Source organism: Pseudoduganella sp. R-43, assembly GCF_049913255.1.
Classification (GTDB): domain Bacteria; phylum Pseudomonadota; class Gammaproteobacteria; order Burkholderiales; family Burkholderiaceae_D; genus Rugamonas.
The window spans coordinates 4,407,733-4,423,965 of the sequence record NZ_CP183988.1; the positions used below are offsets into that span (position 1 = coordinate 4,407,733).

Consider the following 16,233-nt stretch of genomic DNA (forward strand, 5'->3'; position numbering starts at 1 on the left):
GTCAGGCAGTCGGCAGCCAGCGCGGCTTGGTGTCCGTGTGCAGCTCACGCTGCACCGGGCCATCATATTCAGGCTCCATGGTGCCAAGCGTGATAGCGATACGGTCCGGCGCCTGCGTGCTGCGCCAGGTCAGGGTCGAACCGCACACCTTGCAGAAACCGCGCCGTCCATGGTCGGAAGAATGGAATTCCGTCACCAGCTCGGCGCCTTTTTCGAAACTGAAGCCAGAGCTGGCGACATTGGCATACGTGCCCGATGCGGCGCCGTGCTGCTTCTGGCACATGGTGCAATAACAGTGGCTCGCACTGTGCACCGAATTTTTCTCAGCCTTGTATTCGACACCGCCGCAAAGGCAGCTACCGCGCAGATATTCCGTCATGCCTAGTCTCCTTTGGAGGAATGTCGGGAATGATAATATATCCAGGCACCCAAGGGAGACGCACATGACGACCGAAGCCATGCCTTTCCGCACCCTGCTCTACCGCTTCATCTTCTTCGACTGGCTGTTCAAGGATGTCAGCGCGGCACGCAACGTGATCGAGCGCCACGCCGCCCTGCAGCACAACAAGTACATGAGCCGTTACCTGCCGATTTATTTCCGGCGCTGGACCGTCATGGCGACCTTTGACTTTGGGCTGGGCTGCCTGTTCGAACGCGCGCTGCAGGCCACCGTGCTGTCAGCTTATTTCTTCACCTGGTCGTGCGTGACAGTGGCCGGGATGGTGGTGATTGCCGCCGCCTGGATCTTCCTGACCTTCGGACGCCTGAGTTGACGCAAAATTGAGCAGCCAGATTATTCTCATTAGAATCATGGCTTTAGCAGACGGAGGGATTCCTTGTTAACAGACTTTTCCACAGAAACCGTTAACAACTCCTTGCAGCGCCGCCTCGACCGTTTCGAGCTGTTCGACAGCATGGACAGCCCCGCGCTGAACCTGACCTTCGTACTGGAGTTGCCGGATTTCCGGCCTTGGTGCAAAGAGCAAGGCCTGCCGCCATTCCACGTGATGCTGTGCGCCGTGCTGCGCTCCGTGCTGAAGGTGGAAAATTTCCGCTACCGCATCCTGGACGGCAAAGTGATTCGCATCGAGCGCCTGACACCGTCCTTCACGGTCAAGAATCAATATGACGACTTGAACTTCGCCCAGTTCGAATGGTCGGACGACCTGCGCGAGTTCGTAGCGCGCGGCCTGGCAGCACGCGAACAGGCATCGAATATGGAAGCACTGAATCGCAAATACAGCAGCATGACGCCGCGCGAAGCAAAGGAGCAGGTATTCGTCACCTGCATACAGTGGCTGAACTTCACGTCAATTCAGCATCCCACCGCCGTACTGGCGCAGCCGGATATTCCATCGTTCGCATGGGGCAAATTCCGGGATGCTGGCGCCGGGCGCCTTGAGCTGCCATTCTCGGTTCAAGCGCATCATGGTTTCGTCGACGGCTATCACATTCACCTGTTCGCCGAACAGGTAGCCGCCGAACTCGCCGCAATCATGCAGGCCTAGGCCAGGCGGATGTCGCGTGCGCCTGCTGCAGCCAAGCGCGCCAGCAAATCTTCCAGCGCCTGTACAGGCGCCGAACCAAGATCCAGTTCGACCGCGACCATGGCGCCTTCCGGCCGCGGATCGCTCGCAAAATGGACTACGCCGAACAGCCCCTCTTCATTCAGCCGATTGGCATCCTCCGCATCGAACCAATCCATGAACCACGGCGCCAGCACCGCACCGACCTGCTGCGGAGCCAGGCCGCCGATACGCAAGGCGACATCGTCCCACACAAAAGGCGCGACATAGACAATGGCTGGAGGAAGCGGCAAGGTGTGCACGCTGAACTGCATGCGCGTGTGCGAGTCGACCGTAAGCAACTTGCCCGCCTGCGAGCCCCACCTTGGAACCAGGTCGGCCCGCATTGGCAAGTCATACTCGCCATCGAGCGCAAGGCTGCCGTCGTCGCGACGCAGTGCCGCTTCCACATGGGCGCTCGCGGAGGATGCAACCGCATCGGCGAACGTGGCGGCATAGGCCATGCGAATGACCGAGAAAAGTTCCGTCATCGGCTTAAAGCACGCTTGGCAGGGTGATGTAGACGAGCCCGGACAACAACAGGAGCGAAGCGCATGCGACGAGACGATTGAGCGACTGCTCCCAGGCGTGATCGCGAGTTCGTGCCATGCGCGCATCGGCCGCAGCCTGGATGCGTTTGAACTCTTCGTCCGTCACTGCGGTAGCGACGATGTGCAGGGGGTTGTGGAGCAGCTCGACCGCATCGTCATATTGGTGTGCGAGCCAGATGCAAAGTACCCGTCCTTCTTTCGACGGTTTGGAAGGCTCGAATACCGGGATGCCTGCACGGGACAATCGATCCCATGCATCCTCGTATTCGAGCTCGCAAGTTGTGACAAAGACCTGACGCATAGCGCGGTATGGTAACCGCCAAGGGGGCCTTAGAAACTCTCAGAATTTCACTTATCAAATAATTTTATTTGATGGCGCACGCTTGACCTTAGCGAAGCCGAACAGTGACGCCGGCTTCGCGCCAGTCAATTACTTGCAGGTAAACGTTGCAATACCGCTGTAGCTAGTCTTGTTCTCGTTCGCCACGACCACGTTATAGATCGCAATCACGTTCACTGCACCGTTGCCCGCATCACCGACTGCAACCATGCCACCATTGCCGGTGCCGCCCAACCCACCCGAGATATAAGTGGCATTGCCGGTCTTGACCGTGCCTGACAGATTGACCGTACCGCTGGCGCCAGCACCGGTGGTGGTGATCATTAACGATACATTCGCGCCAGCCCCATCAAAAGTAACGCTTGCGCTGCCGGTAGACGTACCAAAGTAGTCCGTGGACCGTACGGTTCCTCCAGAATAACCCGGTTTGGTGAATTTGCCGGAATTGCAGGTCATGCTGCCATTCGTTGGCAGGGTCTCGAGGCTGTTGTAAACAGAGTAGTGAAACGCGTCAAAGGAATCGCCGGTCATCGTCCAGGTGCTGCTGGAAAATTTGGCCGTGCCGACACTCCAACGACCTTGAGCGAAGCTCGCGTTACCAGAAATATCCTGGGTTGCAATTGTCGTTCCGGTCAGAGTGGTGCTTCCCATGACCGTCACTGCCCCATCACTTGTCTGCGTTAAAGGTGATGCAATTCCGCTCATCTGACCCAAGCGGCCAGTCATCAGGAATCGTGGCTTTGCTCCGGCAACGAAAGGCGCGTCGACAGAGCCCGAATTGGCCGGCTTACTTTCGGCTGGTGGCGGATTGACTGGGGCAGGCGGATTGGTTACGGAAGCCGAGCTACCGCCGGCACCCGAAGCAGCAGCGGAAGTACTATCGCCGCCGCCACCTCCACAACCAACCAGCGTAAATGCCGAGACTACTGCCAACGAAAGAAATTTAATGTTCATGTTCTTCTTCAAAAAACTACGCAACTATCCAAATCCGATCCATGAGATGCGTAGATACCTCATGAAACCAGCTTTCCTCGAGTGAGATTCAGTCTCCAATGCGCGAACCCAAAGGGCGTGACTAAGCCTCGCTGGACTCGCGCGTTCTTTTTAATTGAGGGGTACATTGATGAGCCCACCGACCAGGCGGCGGGTCCGTGCAGGACGTCGGCCGCGCCCCCCACCCGCATGAAGGGCGGCGGACGAGGCTTCCAGACTTACGGCGACTACTTAATTGAAGGGTTCGTTTGCGGGCAATTGGCTGGCCGTGCATGCGGCAGAGCAATTACACAATGGCACCAAACATTTCATCAATGCATTTTTTACAGCTATGAAGTATAGCGGCGCATCGCCCCAAAATCAATTGTCCGGCTTACATTCCCTTAAGCTTTTAGAACAAATAGCCCAACATTTGAACGAGCTTGCCGTCATTTAGTGACATTTGGTGAGAATATCTCTTGCTCAAGCACATGATCGCCGCAAGAGATGCGTTGACCTATTGGCATTTTCCATTGGAGTCAGATGCTAGGCATTTGGTGGAGCCAAAGAATTCTGGCCTATCGTCGCGCCAAACCAATGCAGGCCAAGCGCCGCAGCACAGGAAGCGAGGCGCGGCCTGTATTGTTGACTGGCTTTCGAATACGGCGACGATGCCGCTATTTGCAGTTTCGGCAAGAACAGCCGCCGAGGTGGCGCACCGACCATATTGATTGGAATCTACACAACATGGGTCAGAAAAAGCGCGCCCCCTTGCAAACACCGGCTGGTATCAGCCGGCGCCCATGAAAATCACTCCTCACTTCAAAGAAAACGGACTATTCCCACGGCTCGCTTCACTTATGGTCATTTGGAGAAGAATCACGACACTGGGCACAACTGGGATTGACCAGGTCAGTCATCCAGCCAGTCGCGCATAGCCGACTTTTCGGTGCCGAATTGATAATCCCCTTGCGCCGCGACAAAGGCGTCTTCCGCTACCTTGTTTAAGTTTACTTCTGAGAAAGCGGACTATTTTAAACGAATCACTTCGCTTATTAAACATTTGCACAGGACCACACTATTGTTCATTGGGCTCGGATGAGTTCGTCGCATCGAAGTATCGTGATCTTACTCGATCTAAATTCGCCAAAATTCTGCTTTCTTCACTTGGGAATTCGAGCAGATAAGAGCGACATAATAATTCAATCAGGTAGACATAGTCAGCAATCGGCAAAATTGAGCTTTCGTACTCACCAATAACGAATACGACCCCATCAAATTCGTCCGGATGATCTAAATCCTCTTCGAGAACGAACTCTAACCCCTCATGCACTCGAGTTCCAACGCCTTGAGCAGCAGAGGACAGCATTTCATTAAATGAAATACGCTGCTCCATCAACATCGTTTTAATCAAGTAAAAGAAGTCCTTGCCCGCAAAGCCCATCTCGTCAAATGAGGTTACGAGCTTCACCAGCCAATCTATTGTTCTAGCATCAATCATTGCTTACCCCGCGCGGGAGTCGTGATAGAGTCTATCTCCCAATTGTGTCCTCTTCGTCATCCCAGAAGTTTCCAGGTGGAGAATATTGTCTATTTTCTAGTATAGGACACCAACCAAACCGTGCATAAAAGAGCGCGAGATTGACAATCTTATAAATATTGGGCTGCACTTCCTCCAATGTAATAGTTCCATTCTCATAATGGGTGTATTGCCCTCCGCCTCCAGCCATGGCCCGCTCTTCTAGCAAATCCCGGTCCCAGCCTTGTACCAAACCAATTACCTCCGGTAGCGGGTGAGAAATGATAACTTCGAACTCTCGGCCAACTCGACAAACACACGGAATTTTTTCTTGTTGTACCATTGCCGCACTGACCAGATTTTTAGGAAAATTGATATGTAAATAAAGGCTCAATTGGCTTCTTAGGTACGATGACCTCTCCTGTAACGTTTTATGCAAAAATCTCGGCCAGGCTATCTCATCATAACGGCTTCCGTGAGGTCACGACTTGCCACCTCAGATTTTCCCGCTTTCGTCGCTACCGCGTCAACGACCACAGAATGGGAAAAGTCCGCACATGATGTTCATTCGGCCGCATGCACATTTGGACGGCGTGACGCCGGACGAGGTTTGACAAGGGATAGACCCTCATCGACGAATGCCAATGCGCGTGGAGTGGTTCGAGGCGTGGGATTGCCTGCTGACTGGGTTTCGAATACGCCGACGCTGATGTAGTTCGCAGGTTCGAAGAGTAACGGCGCTTTCCACGGTCGCCGCGGCCGCGATCGTCAACTCATCGCGATCTATGGTGATCTGCTTTAAAAGTGGACAAATAAATGGCGCGGTCCTCCTAGGCGACCGGCTCGCATCAGCCGGCGTCCACGAGATTCGCGCCTCTTTTCTGAGAAAGCGGCCCGCTCCCCTTATTGATCATTTGGACAGGACATGCCAGGTTTGCACCGTGGAGGTGCCATCAACCAGCGACTTTCGTTGAAAAATCGCTGCTTTAATTGTTGCCCAATCCTTTGTGGACGTGTGGACGGGCAACAATTTATCCAATGAAGACTGTCAGTGAGCTGCTACCATTCAGGCTTAGCGAATTCAGCCCCTTTAGAAGAGCCTCAATTCGCTCAAGCACTTTGTCCTTCTCAGACTTAGGGATATTAGTCTGGGGTTGATGTTCAACCCAGCGGCGCAATAAATTTAACTCACCAGAAACCTCTTCAAAATCACTGACACTCACGTCAACGCCGGTTTCAAACATCGGCAACCAAAAAGCATTGGTCTCCTTCGCTGCCGTCAGCCAAATACGCCGAAAAACCTCTTCTGTTGCCAAAGGGATATAGAAGTTTCGATACTCATCAGACTTTGGCGACGATACAATCAACGAAACAGTCATTAATTTCCTCCATATTCAACGCCAAATCTCCATAGTGGATACTTTGCTCGTAATCTGCTGAGCTGAAACTCAACGGCCGGCTTCAACTCCGGACTGACACTCTCAATCCTAAACACCAAGTTTTTGTATCCTTTGATCTCTTCAAGAGACGGAACCACCTCACTTCCTGAAGCAGCAGCTGGCCGTGTAGTCACCGCAACGTCTTCCAAATTTGTCAAGCGTACGACCGTTTTATCATAGACTTGCTTCTCTGCCCATTCAACTGCGGTCTGCTGCGGTTGTCCTGTCCGAGGATTAATAACTTTTAGTCCACGCCCGGACTTATCCTCGATTAGTAGTCCCTGCACGACTACGTCGAATTCTCCAAGCGCCTTACCTCCGGCACTGGCAAGCTCCACTTCACGATAAACTGTATTCGCTGCACGAACTGATTTCCATAGATCATCTATTCCACCGAGCAGTATGCCCCCTCTAACTGCCAACCCCAATGGCAGCGAAGCAATATTCATGAGTCGCTCAGTTTCATATGTTTGTCTTGCTCGATAATCTTGAGTACCTCGATCACTTTCGATTAAGCTCGGAGTCCAGGGGTCGACAACTGCAGGAGGCACAAATGCGACGGCTGCTCCGGTGGCTCCGTCGCGATATTGGCCAGCGCTACGATCAAATTCCACATAACCCGACTGAGTGTAGACATAGTTCGGCCCCGGCGTCAGAGCATATCGGCTGCTAACACCACCAGTATTGTCGAGGATGTACGCGATCATGTCATTGCTTGGCTTAGTCGGCACCTTCTCTACCAGCGTGTGTTCGTCGCCACTAGTAAAGAGCATTTTCCCGTCATCCTTAAGTGTGGACACTATCGACTCTCGGGTAATAATGTTGACTGGTACGCCATCTTTGCTGAGTTCAGGGGAGTTAACAAAAGTTTCCGCATGGTTTTCCGGAACGATGATATTGCCCTTGCTATCCTTCAGTCCGGCATAACGCAATGCATCCAGGATTTGCTGCTCCGTATACTTGCCGTCGCTTCTTTTCGCCAGAATTTTGGCAACTTCTCGATCGCCAGAGTGGAGTCGACGATTGAAATCATCCACCGTTCCCGCGGACTGGCCACCTTGCGCAGCAGCCAGCAACGCACTGACGTCGCTGGCGTTGCTCGATATGCTCGCGGCACCTGCGCCTGCGACCATTCCACCGATAACCGCGCCGGTGTTCTGATACGCGTTAATGAAGGCGTCGGCCTTTTCGCCGGTCAGGCCGAGCTTCTTCGCTTCGACACGCCCCAGCTGTTCGCCGAGTTGCTGTCCAAGATTGCCGCCCACGACACCGGCGGCGCTCTCCAGGGCCCCCGCTTGACCGTTGGCCAGCCCGCCCAGCAGCCCTTGCGTTGCAGAGTGCAGACCGACCCGGTAAATGCCGTTGTCGCTCCAGTTTGCTGCAGTCGCATCCGCTTCGGCAGCCTTGGCCGCCAATTCGGCTGCCGCTTTCGGATTTCCGTCGATCATCGCTTGCTTCGACTGCTTCTCTAACTCGCGAGCCTCGAGGAAAGCTTCTGCCTGAAGTGAGCCAGCGATGTCGCCAATCGTTTTGGCAACTGTTGGCGCAATGGCATTAGCTGTGATTTGGCCGCCGCCCTGCCCAGCCATTACCCCGGTCAAGACGCCAACACCGGCATTCAGTGCGCGACTGTAAATACCGCCCGAGCCCCAATCTTTCAGAGTTTTTTGCGCCTCTTCGCTTGCTTTCGTGGCAGCCAACTTCTGTTCGTCCGTGCTTTTCGGATCTTTCAGCGTCTCTTGCGCTGCTTTTTCAGCCTTCGCCGCACTGAGTGCGATGTCGCCGGCAATCTGCTTGCCGGTCGCAATCACGGTACCTGTTGCGGCCGACATAGCTTGCTGATCCTTCAGCAGCTTCTGCAAATCAGGCAGCTTGTCGAGTGCAGTGTTGGCCTTGCTCGCATCGGTGTTGATGCCCAGGTCCTTGACGGAACTGGTCGTCACGCCACCAATGGTGATCTTGCCGTCGGTGACGGTGGCATAGGTGGTGGAGCTGTCGCTGCCCTTCTCTACCATCGGCAGGCCTGGCGCGACGTTGCCGTCCTTGGCCGTGCCGAAGGCCTGCGTCTGCTGGCTTACCGGCAGGATCTTGCCATCTTCACCCCTGAGCAACTTGCTGCCGCCGCCAGTGCCGCCAGCCACGCTGACGTTGCTGGCCGAGTAGGTCATCTTGTTTTCGATGTTCGACGTGGTCAGCTTGTTGGTCGTCAGCTCGGAGGCCGCAGCATTGGTGCTGGCGATTGCGCCGCCTTTCAGGTCGATCGTGTCGGCCTTGACGTGGTAGCCGCCGTCACCTGCGAAAAGGCCCGATTGCTGGCCAACGCCGGCGTAGGTGCCTTTGCCGTTTTGCTGAGACACGTTGCCCGAAGCACTCCACGCGTTGCCGATCGCGACCTGCACGCGTACACCAACGTTGGACTGCTTGCTGTCGAACGCACTGGTGTCCTGCAGGCTTTCCACGGCCAGCTTGCCGCCAACGTCGGTGTTGATCGTGTTGGCCGTTGCCGTTGCGCCTTTCAGCGTGGTGTCGCCCTTGCTGCGAATGTTGATCGTCTCGGCTTTGAGCTCGGTGTTGTTGTTGATCGTGCTGTCGTTCTTGTTGTGGCCCTTGCCCATGTTGGCTGCGGCGTAGATGTACACGCCGGTCTGTGCGCCAACCTGGAAGCCAACACCCGCTTCAACGCCGGAGCTCTTGTTCTTGCCGTCGCTGTGCAGCGTGCTTTGGCTGGCGTCGAGCACGATGTTCTGTGCTGCGTCCAGGCTCAGGGTCTTGCCGGCATTGAGCGTGGCCCCGGTGGCGTGGATGTCGGCGCCGGTGGCCGTCAGGTTGACGTTGCGGCCGCCATTGATGGTGCTGCCCTGCGCTGTGCTGTCGTTGCCGTTGCTGGAATTGCTGCTGCTGGCGAAGCCGATCCCGGCCTCGCCCTTGACCAGGATGCCGCTGCCGGCGCCTCCCCTCAGGCTCTCGATCGCGCTGTAGGCCTGGTAGCCGTTGGCGGCGGCGGCCATGCGCTGCATCTCTTTCAGGCGGCCGTCGGATTTGCGCGCTGCTTCGACGTTGTTGGCCAGGTCAATCAACGGGGAGCTGATGCGGGCGAAGGTGCCGATCTTCAGGTCGCTGTTCGATTCCTGGTGGCTGCCGGTGTTTTGCAGCGCCGTGATGTCGATCGACTTGGCGGTGATGTTGACGTCATTGCCGGCCAGGACGTTGCTCGACGCCTGGGTGTACTTCTGCCCTGCGGTCAGGTTCACGTCGCCGTTCAGGCTGGAGACGTTGGAGGCTACCTGGGTCACCTGGTCGCTGTTGTCCTTGTGCTTTTCGTTGTGGTAGCCGGAGAAGCGCTCGGTGTCGGAAATGGCCACCTTGCCGATGGCCTTGTTGTTGCTCTGGTTAGCGTTGTGCAGCGTGTCCTGCGCGCTGGTGATGGTCAGGTCGCGTGCGGCGTTGATCGACAGCTTGCCGTCCGAGACCACGCTGGCGCCGGTCAGTGCGATGTCGCCGGTCTGCGTGGCCATGGTGGTACTGCCGCCGACCGACAGCTTGGTGCCGGTCACGGTGTCGGTGGCGCCGTTGCCTTTGCCATTGTTGTTGAGCGAGCCAATCACCTGCGTCGAGCGCGTGTCAATACTGAAGCCCGACTTCTTGGTGTCCTGCGACCTGCTTTCCGTGTTGTGGGCCACGTCGAACTTGATGCTGTCCTTGGCCAGGATCAGGGCATTGCCTTCGGCGCTGATCTGGGCGCCCTGGCTGGTAATCGAGCCGTCGGTGGCGAGGATGGTCAGGTCTTTTCCGGCAAGGAGCGTGCTGGTGCGCGCTTCGCTGGTGGCGTGGTTTTGCGTGCTGTTCGTCTTCTTCGTGCCGAACTGGGTGTTGACGACCGCCAGCGCTGCCGCGGCGCCTTCTGCCGCGCCTTCCGCCTTGGCGAATTCCTTGCCGACGAAACTGCCGGACTTGGAGTTTTCGGTGCTGGTCTTGTAGGCGTCCTTGAAGGCAGCCAGTGGGTTGACCGTGAAGCCTACGCCAAAGCCCGAGGATTTGCCCTGGGTATTGGCCTGGCTTTGCATGGTGTTCTGCGCTGCGGCCAGGTCGACGTTCTTGCCGATCAGGGTCAGGTTTTCCTTGGCGGCGATGTCGGAGGCGACCACTTGCAGAGTTTCGCCGGACTTGAGCTTGACGCTGCCGTCCAGCGCGCCGATGCTGGAGGCGTGCTGCGTGACCGTCTCCTGCGCGCTTTGCGAGGAAGTGTTCGACTTGCCATAGCCAGTACTGAGGTTGCCCGACGAGTAGCTGACTGTCTGGCCGATGGCGTCGGTATCTAGAATGCAAGGCCTATCTGTTAAAATCCTCGTCTAAACTGAGCCCGCCTTAGCGGATCATAATTTGAGGGAAAGTGATGAGCGTGCAAGCAAAGCCAGGTCAGAAGCGAGGCATCCCGCGCATTGAATCTTTGCGTGTTGAAAACTACCGCGCGCTGCGTAAAGTCGAATTAGACAATCTGACGCCGATGACAGTTCTGCTTGGGCCTAACGGAAGCGGTAAGTCCACCATTTTCGATGTATTTAATTTCCTCTCCGAATGCTTTCAGTTTGGCTTGCGTCACGCGTGGGACCGACGCGGCCGTGGAAAAGAACTTAAAAGCCGCGGCTCCACGGGCCCTATCGTTTTTGAGCTGAGGTATCGCGAGCAACCGAAGGATCCCGTTATTACGTATCACTTGGCGATTGATGAGGGATCGAAGGGACCGGAAGTTGTCGAAGAATGGTTGCAGTGGCGTCGCGGACAGCATGGCCAGCCGTTTCGCTTTTTGGACTTCCGCCGCGGAGCGGGGCGTGCGGTAAGCGGCGAACTGCCTGACGCTGAAGACCAGCGCAAGGACACCACACTCCGCTCACCGGATTTGATTGCAGTAAACACCTTGGGGCAATTGGCCGAGCACCCACGGGTCGCAGCGTTACGAGAGTTCATCACAGACTGGTATGTCTCGTACCTTTCGATCGACCAGACCCGCAATCAACCCGAAGCTGGTCCGCAAGAGCGGTTGAGTAAGGGCGGCGAGAATCTACCGAATGTAATCCAGTATCTCAAAGAGCAACACGGCGAACGCCTTGAGCACATTTTTTCCGTTTTGCGCCGCCGCATCCCACGTCTGGAACGTGTAGAGGCCGAACCAATGCCGGACGGGCGACTGCTATTGCAAATTAAGGACGCGCCGTTTGAGCAGCCGGTGCTCTCTAAGTTTGCCTCTGACGGAACCATGAAGATGCTGGCCTACCTGACCATTTTGTATGACCCGGAGCCACCGCGTTTTATTGGCATCGAAGAACCGGAAAACTTCCTGCATCCTCGCCTGCTGCCGGAGCTAGCCGAAGAATGCCGCGCCGCAGCCGAACGCTCGCAGTTGCTTATCACCAGCCACTCGCCTTTCCTGCTAAACGCTATGCGCGCCGAGGAGGTTCGAGTTCTGTACAGGGATGAGCAGGGATTTACCCAGGCAGTCAGAGCAAGTGACATCCAGGGTATTTCAGAGTTCGTGAACGCTGGCGCGTCCTTAGGGCACCTGTGGATGGAGGGGCATTTCGGCTTAGGCGATCCTTTGATCAACCAAGGCGCTCCGCGGCCGGCGAAAAAGGGGCGCATCTGATGATGGAAAAGCTGATTGTTTTCGTCGAAGAATTTTCGATGGAAGCAGCACTGGAAAGGCTTTTGCCCAACCTAATTGGCGACTTGGAATATCAGATCATTCGCTTCCAATGCAAAGATGATTTGCTCAAGCAAGCGCCCATTCGCCTGAGAGCATATGCGTCCTGGCTACCGGAAGGCTGGCGTATTCTTGTGTTGGTGGATCGTGACGACGACAACTGTGTGGCGTTGAAAGCGATCCTGGAACAGATGGCGGCAGCGGCAGGCTTACGGACCAAAACCGCGGCAGGCATTGGCCGGCGTTTTCAAGTAGTAAATCGCATCGCCATTGAGGAACTGGAAAGCTGGTTCTTCGGCGATTGGCAAGCAGTGCAAGCCGCCTATCCGAGAGTCCCAGCAACCATCCCCCAAAAAGCCAGCTTCCGTGACCCTGACGCAATTGCCGGGGGTACGTGGGAAGCATTGGAGCGAGTTCTCAAGAAAGCGGGCTATTTCAGCACTGGCATACGCAAGCTGGAGCTGGCTCGCGCCATTGCCAGCGAGATGGTCCCTAACAGGAATAACTCGCGAAGTTTTCAGGCATTTGCCAATGCCATTGCGGCGGCCATGGTGTGACGCCGGCTGGTCATTTGGTTCGCCTCTAGGCCTTTGCCGTCCACGTGTATTACCTCTATTGGCTGTTGCACTTCTTCGACCAATTCTTGGCGTGGCTATTGTTGGCAAGGCTTAGGTCGTATCGTTTCCGACGCGTTTCCCGTGCCAGTCCACAGCGCCACCACCGCCGCAAGCCAACTTGGGTAGTGGCTGAAGTCATCCGCTTGAAAGCCCTGACTGATTTGAGCTGCCAGAAGCTGGCCGACACTTTTAACCGCCTGTATGGCAGCCAACGCGGCGTCACAGTCAGTAAGAGCTGGGTAGCCTTGGCCATCAAAAGGCACCATTACAGCATCGCCGATCTGCGCGAGCAATGGAAGCGACAGCAACCTGCCCATTTGCCCCGCAACAGAATCTGGGGACTGGACTTGACAGGCAAAGCCGATGAAGCGGGCAATATCCACCCGATACTTGGCGTAATCGACCATGGCAGCCGACTTGCGCTCTGCATGCAGGCATTGCCTGACAAACGTTCGGTCACGATCCTACGCTGTCTGTTGCAAGCCATCGGCAGCTATGGACTGCCACGCGTGATCAAAACGGATAACGAAGTGATTTTTCGTTCGTGGATATTCAGGACAACATTGTCCCTACTTGGCATTCGCCAGCAATTTAGTCAGCCGGGCATGCCTTGGCAGAACGGCCGTATTGAACGGCTGTTTGGCACATTGAAGGAAAAGCTGCATCAACTGAGAGTGGAAGATTCCGCGGCACTGCGACTGGCCATCAACGACTTCTGCTTCTGGTACAACGTGGTCAGGCCGCACCATCATTTAGATGGACGCACACCTATGGAAGCTTGGCACGGCATCGATCCGTATCGGCAAAGGCCAAAGCGCGCCTACCTTTTTGAAGCCTGGGACGGCTTATTGAAAGGCGTGTGGTTGCGACATTAGCCGGATGGTAATCTTTGGAAGGAGACGGGAGTGATCGTCCAGGACTTTCCTCGCCCTGGACTTTTTCTTTGCTCATTGATTGAGCAATGATGGTAGATCTGTCGGGTCATAGGGAGAAGATGCCGGGTTTGCACCGTGGAGGTGCCATCAAGCAGCGACTTTCGTTGAAAAATCGCTGCTTTAATTGTTGCCCAATCCTTTGTGGACGTGTGGATGGGGCAACGCTATGGCAAGCCTCTTGCGATTCGCAGCGACAACGAGCGTGTTTTCACTTCGCGCGTGTTTCAGTGGGCGCTGCGCGTTGCCGGCATTCGTCATCAGCGCATTAAGGCTGGCTGTCCTTGGCAGAACGGCCGCATCGAGCGCTTCTTCGGCACACTGAAGCAATCACTCGATTGTTGGCAGGTGGAGAACCAGCGCCAATTGCAAAACGCGCTTGATGTCTTCCGCGATTGGTATTGTTGCATTCGTCCGCATGCACATTTGGACGGTGCGACGCCAGACGAGGTTTGGCAAGGGGTAGATCCGCATCGACGCATGCCAATGCGCGTGGAATGGTTCGCGGCGTGGGATGGCTTGCTGACTGGGTTTCGAATACGCCGACGGTGATGTAGTTCGCAGTTTCTAAGAGTGACGGCGCTGTCCACAGCCGCCAGGGAGGCGATCGTCAATTCATCGCGAACTATGGTGATCTGCTTAAAAAGTGGACAAAAAAATGGGACCTGTCAGGAATTTTGTGTGCCGGGGTCGCGGTTAATTAATTGATCGCGTTGGTAAAGCGTTCCCCAAACAGGATGGCAAATTGATTGGCGGCCATCTTCCAGGTCCGCTGCGGCATCTTCCAATCTTTTTCGATATTGCGCAAGGCCAGGTACAGCAATTTCGTCGCTGCCTCGTCGTTCGGGAAGTGCCCGCGATTCTTGACGATCTTCCGCAAGCGCATGTGCAGGCTCTCAATGGCGTTCGTTGTGTAAATGATTGAGCGTACTTCGGGCGGGTAGGCAAAGAAAGGGATCACCTGCTCCCACTGGCGGCGCCACATGGCCACCACTGTCGGGAAACGCTGGCCCCAAGGGCCTGCTGCAAAGGCGTCTAGCGCCGCCGCAGCCGCGTCAGCGTTGGCAGCCTGGTAGATTGGCTTAAGCGCCGCTGCAAGCTCTTTACGGTCCTTCCACGACGCCAGCGTCATCGAGTTGCGAATCAGGTGCACGATGCAGGTCTGGATATGCGCCTGCGGGAACACTGCCTCAATCGCTTCGGGGAAGCCGCGCAGGCCGTCAACGACGGCAATCAGAATGTCTTCCAGACCACGATTACGCAGCTCGTTAAAGACTTTCAGCCAGAACTTGGCGCCTTCTGTTTGTTCGATCCAAAGGCCCAGCACTTCCTTGCGGCCATCGGCCCGAATGCCCAGCGCCAAGTACACGGCCTTGTTCTTGACGGTGCCCTCATCGCGGATCTTCAGGCGCAGTGCGTCAAAGTAGACGATTGGGTACATCGCTTCCAGTGGGCGTTGCTGCCACTGCGCCACTTCGTCCATGACCTCGTCGGTGATAGTGGAGATCAGGTCAGGCGACACCTCGGTACCATACAGCTCCAGCAGGTGCGCCTGGATTTCGCGAACCGTCATGCCACGGGCATACATGCCGATTACATGGTCGTCAAAACCCGGCATACGGCGTTGGTGCTTGGCGACCAACTTGGGCTCGAAACTGGAAAGACGGTCACGCGGGATCTCTAGTTCCAGCTCGCCGCCTGGTGCCAGCACGGTCTTGCGGCTCTTTCCATTTCGGTGGTTCTTGGCGTCGCCTTCGGTGGCGAGATGGTGGGTCATTTCAGCCGTCAGCATGCGCTCGGCCAGCATTTTCTTCAGCTGGCCGGCAAGGCCCGATTCACCCAGAATGGACTCGGCGTCCTTGTTCTCGACCTGGGCCAGCAACTGGTCGATCAGTTCAACGGGGAGTGGATACTGCTTCTTTGTCTTTGGCTTCTTAGTGGTCATTACGTCGGTCATGGACAATCCCTTTCGGTATTATTTCATGACCCCGGATTCACACTAAAATTCTGACAGGCTCAAAAAATGGCGCGATCCTCGTGGGCGACCGGCTCGTGCCAGCCGGCGTCCACGAGAATCGCGCCTTATTTCTGAGAAAACGGACTATTCCATTGGCCCGCTTCCCTTATTGATCATTTGGACAGGACAGCAAATTGCTGCTTGAATCGGGCGACAACTACCTTGACACGCGCCGCCTTATTGATCGTTTGGACAGGACATGAGAAAACGGGCTAGCCCGTAGGCCCGCCTCCCTTATTGATCATTTGGACAGGACAATAACGGATGGTCGTGTAAGTACCTGTTAAGTTCACTGATGGCAATTCCTGGCGCCCCAACATTAAGCCATTGAGCAAACTCGTCGGGAAATGCGCTCACCCATTTACCATCTTTCATGATCGTATCTACGCGATTACCAAACTCTGAGACAAATCTCAAATGGTATTGGGCAATTGTCCACAGCTTTGCAAGCTCTCGATCCGCTGGCGCACCTTCGAAATCTTCGCTGGTATACGCGGACTCCCCTTCCAAGAGCAAGAGAATGTCCACGGCACGGCCGGCGTTGACAGCTCTCGCAATTAAATCTGATTTGTTCATATCATCA

At 55.7% G+C, this 16,233-nt stretch carries 17 protein-coding genes; 7 read left to right on the forward strand and 10 right to left on the reverse strand.

Going from position 1 to position 16,233, the window contains the following annotated elements:
* Nucleotide 1 precedes the first annotated feature (1 nt).
* Nucleotides 2-379, reverse strand: coding sequence for a GFA family protein (locus ACN9M3_RS19925; protein WP_426162268.1), 378 nt, complete (start codon nucleotides 377-379; stop codon nucleotides 2-4).
* Nucleotides 380-443: 64 nt separating this feature from the next.
* Between ACN9M3_RS19925 and ACN9M3_RS19930 the strand changes: the two genes are divergently transcribed.
* Nucleotides 444-773 (forward strand): hypothetical protein, encoded by a 330-nt coding sequence (locus ACN9M3_RS19930; RefSeq protein WP_426162269.1) that lies wholly within the window; start codon nucleotides 444-446, stop codon nucleotides 771-773.
* Nucleotides 774-836: 63 nt separating this feature from the next.
* Nucleotides 837-1,508: a CatA-like O-acetyltransferase gene (locus ACN9M3_RS19935; protein ID WP_426318412.1), complete on the forward strand. Its 672-nt coding sequence runs from the start codon at nucleotides 837-839 to the stop codon at nucleotides 1,506-1,508.
* Here the strand turns inward: ACN9M3_RS19935 and ACN9M3_RS19940 are convergent.
* From ACN9M3_RS19940 to ACN9M3_RS19950, 3 genes are all read right to left on the reverse strand, one after another.
* Nucleotides 1,505-2,056 (reverse strand): hypothetical protein, encoded by a 552-nt coding sequence (locus tag ACN9M3_RS19940; protein ID WP_426162272.1) that lies wholly within the window; start codon nucleotides 2,054-2,056, stop codon nucleotides 1,505-1,507. The two genes, ACN9M3_RS19935 and ACN9M3_RS19940, sit on opposite strands and share 4 nt — an antisense overlap.
* 4 nt (nucleotides 2,057-2,060) lie before the next feature.
* Entirely contained in the window at nucleotides 2,061-2,417 is a 357-nt protein-coding gene (locus ACN9M3_RS19945) for a hypothetical protein (protein ID WP_426162274.1), read from the reverse strand.
* A 129-nt stretch (nucleotides 2,418-2,546) separates the two neighbouring features.
* A complete protein-coding gene (locus ACN9M3_RS19950) occupies nucleotides 2,547-3,410 on the reverse strand; it encodes a hypothetical protein (protein WP_426318413.1) in 864 nt (287 codons plus the stop codon).
* 274 nt (nucleotides 3,411-3,684) lie between these two features.
* On the opposite strand from ACN9M3_RS19950, the gene ACN9M3_RS19955 reads away from it, so the two are divergent.
* Nucleotides 3,685-3,885, forward strand: coding sequence for a hypothetical protein (locus tag ACN9M3_RS19955; protein ID WP_426318414.1), 201 nt, complete (start codon nucleotides 3,685-3,687; stop codon nucleotides 3,883-3,885).
* A gap of 621 nt (nucleotides 3,886-4,506) precedes the next feature.
* Here the strand turns inward: ACN9M3_RS19955 and ACN9M3_RS19960 are convergent.
* From ACN9M3_RS19960 to ACN9M3_RS19975, 4 genes are all read right to left on the reverse strand, one after another.
* The gene (locus ACN9M3_RS19960) at nucleotides 4,507-4,929 is read right to left on the reverse strand and encodes a hypothetical protein (RefSeq protein ID WP_426318415.1); all 423 of its coding nucleotides are present in this window, start codon (nucleotides 4,927-4,929) and stop codon (nucleotides 4,507-4,509) included.
* A 31-nt stretch (nucleotides 4,930-4,960) separates the two neighbouring features.
* Complete coding sequence (locus ACN9M3_RS19965) at nucleotides 4,961-5,341, reverse strand: hypothetical protein (protein ID WP_426318416.1); 381 nt, start codon at nucleotides 5,339-5,341, stop codon at nucleotides 4,961-4,963.
* A 637-nt stretch (nucleotides 5,342-5,978) separates the two neighbouring features.
* Nucleotides 5,979-6,326 carry a hypothetical protein gene (locus tag ACN9M3_RS19970; protein ID WP_426318417.1) on the reverse strand — a complete coding sequence of 116 codons (348 nt, stop codon included), beginning with the start codon at nucleotides 6,324-6,326 and terminating at the stop codon, nucleotides 5,979-5,981.
* Nucleotides 6,326-10,729, reverse strand: a complete 4,404-nt coding sequence (locus ACN9M3_RS19975; protein ID WP_426323809.1) for a hemagglutinin repeat-containing protein — start codon at nucleotides 10,727-10,729, stop codon at nucleotides 6,326-6,328. Before ACN9M3_RS19975 ends, ACN9M3_RS19970 begins: the two co-directional genes overlap by 1 nt.
* Before the next feature lie 50 nt (nucleotides 10,730-10,779).
* Here ACN9M3_RS19975 and ACN9M3_RS19980 point away from each other — a divergent pair, with 50 nt between their 5' ends.
* The 4 genes from ACN9M3_RS19980 to ACN9M3_RS19995 all read left to right on the forward strand — a co-directional run bounded on the left by ACN9M3_RS19980 (nucleotide 10,780) and on the right by ACN9M3_RS19995 (nucleotide 14,185).
* Nucleotides 10,780-12,027 carry an AAA family ATPase gene (locus ACN9M3_RS19980; RefSeq protein WP_426318418.1) on the forward strand — a complete coding sequence of 416 codons (1,248 nt, stop codon included), beginning with the start codon at nucleotides 10,780-10,782 and terminating at the stop codon, nucleotides 12,025-12,027.
* A complete protein-coding gene (locus tag ACN9M3_RS19985) occupies nucleotides 12,027-12,641 on the forward strand; it encodes a DUF4276 family protein (protein ID WP_426318419.1) in 615 nt (204 codons plus the stop codon). The genes ACN9M3_RS19980 and ACN9M3_RS19985 overlap by 1 nt, the downstream gene beginning before the upstream one ends.
* A 203-nt stretch (nucleotides 12,642-12,844) precedes the next feature.
* The gene (locus tag ACN9M3_RS19990) at nucleotides 12,845-13,576 is read left to right on the forward strand and encodes a transposase (protein WP_426318420.1); all 732 of its coding nucleotides are present in this window, start codon (nucleotides 12,845-12,847) and stop codon (nucleotides 13,574-13,576) included.
* A 213-nt stretch (nucleotides 13,577-13,789) separates the two neighbouring features.
* Entirely contained in the window at nucleotides 13,790-14,185 is a 396-nt protein-coding gene (locus ACN9M3_RS19995; protein WP_426318421.1) for an integrase core domain-containing protein, read from the forward strand.
* 148 nt (nucleotides 14,186-14,333) lie between these two features.
* Here ACN9M3_RS19995 and ACN9M3_RS20000 read toward each other — a convergent pair whose 3' ends face one another.
* Together ACN9M3_RS20000 and ACN9M3_RS20005 are read right to left on the reverse strand one after the other, a co-directional pair.
* Nucleotides 14,334-15,578 (reverse strand): IS256 family transposase, encoded by a 1,245-nt coding sequence (locus tag ACN9M3_RS20000; protein WP_426323811.1) that lies wholly within the window; start codon nucleotides 15,576-15,578, stop codon nucleotides 14,334-14,336.
* A gap of 306 nt (nucleotides 15,579-15,884) precedes the next feature.
* Nucleotides 15,885-16,226 (reverse strand): hypothetical protein, encoded by a 342-nt coding sequence (locus tag ACN9M3_RS20005; protein ID WP_426318422.1) that lies wholly within the window; start codon nucleotides 16,224-16,226, stop codon nucleotides 15,885-15,887.
* Between the last annotated feature and the right edge of the window lie 7 nt (nucleotides 16,227-16,233).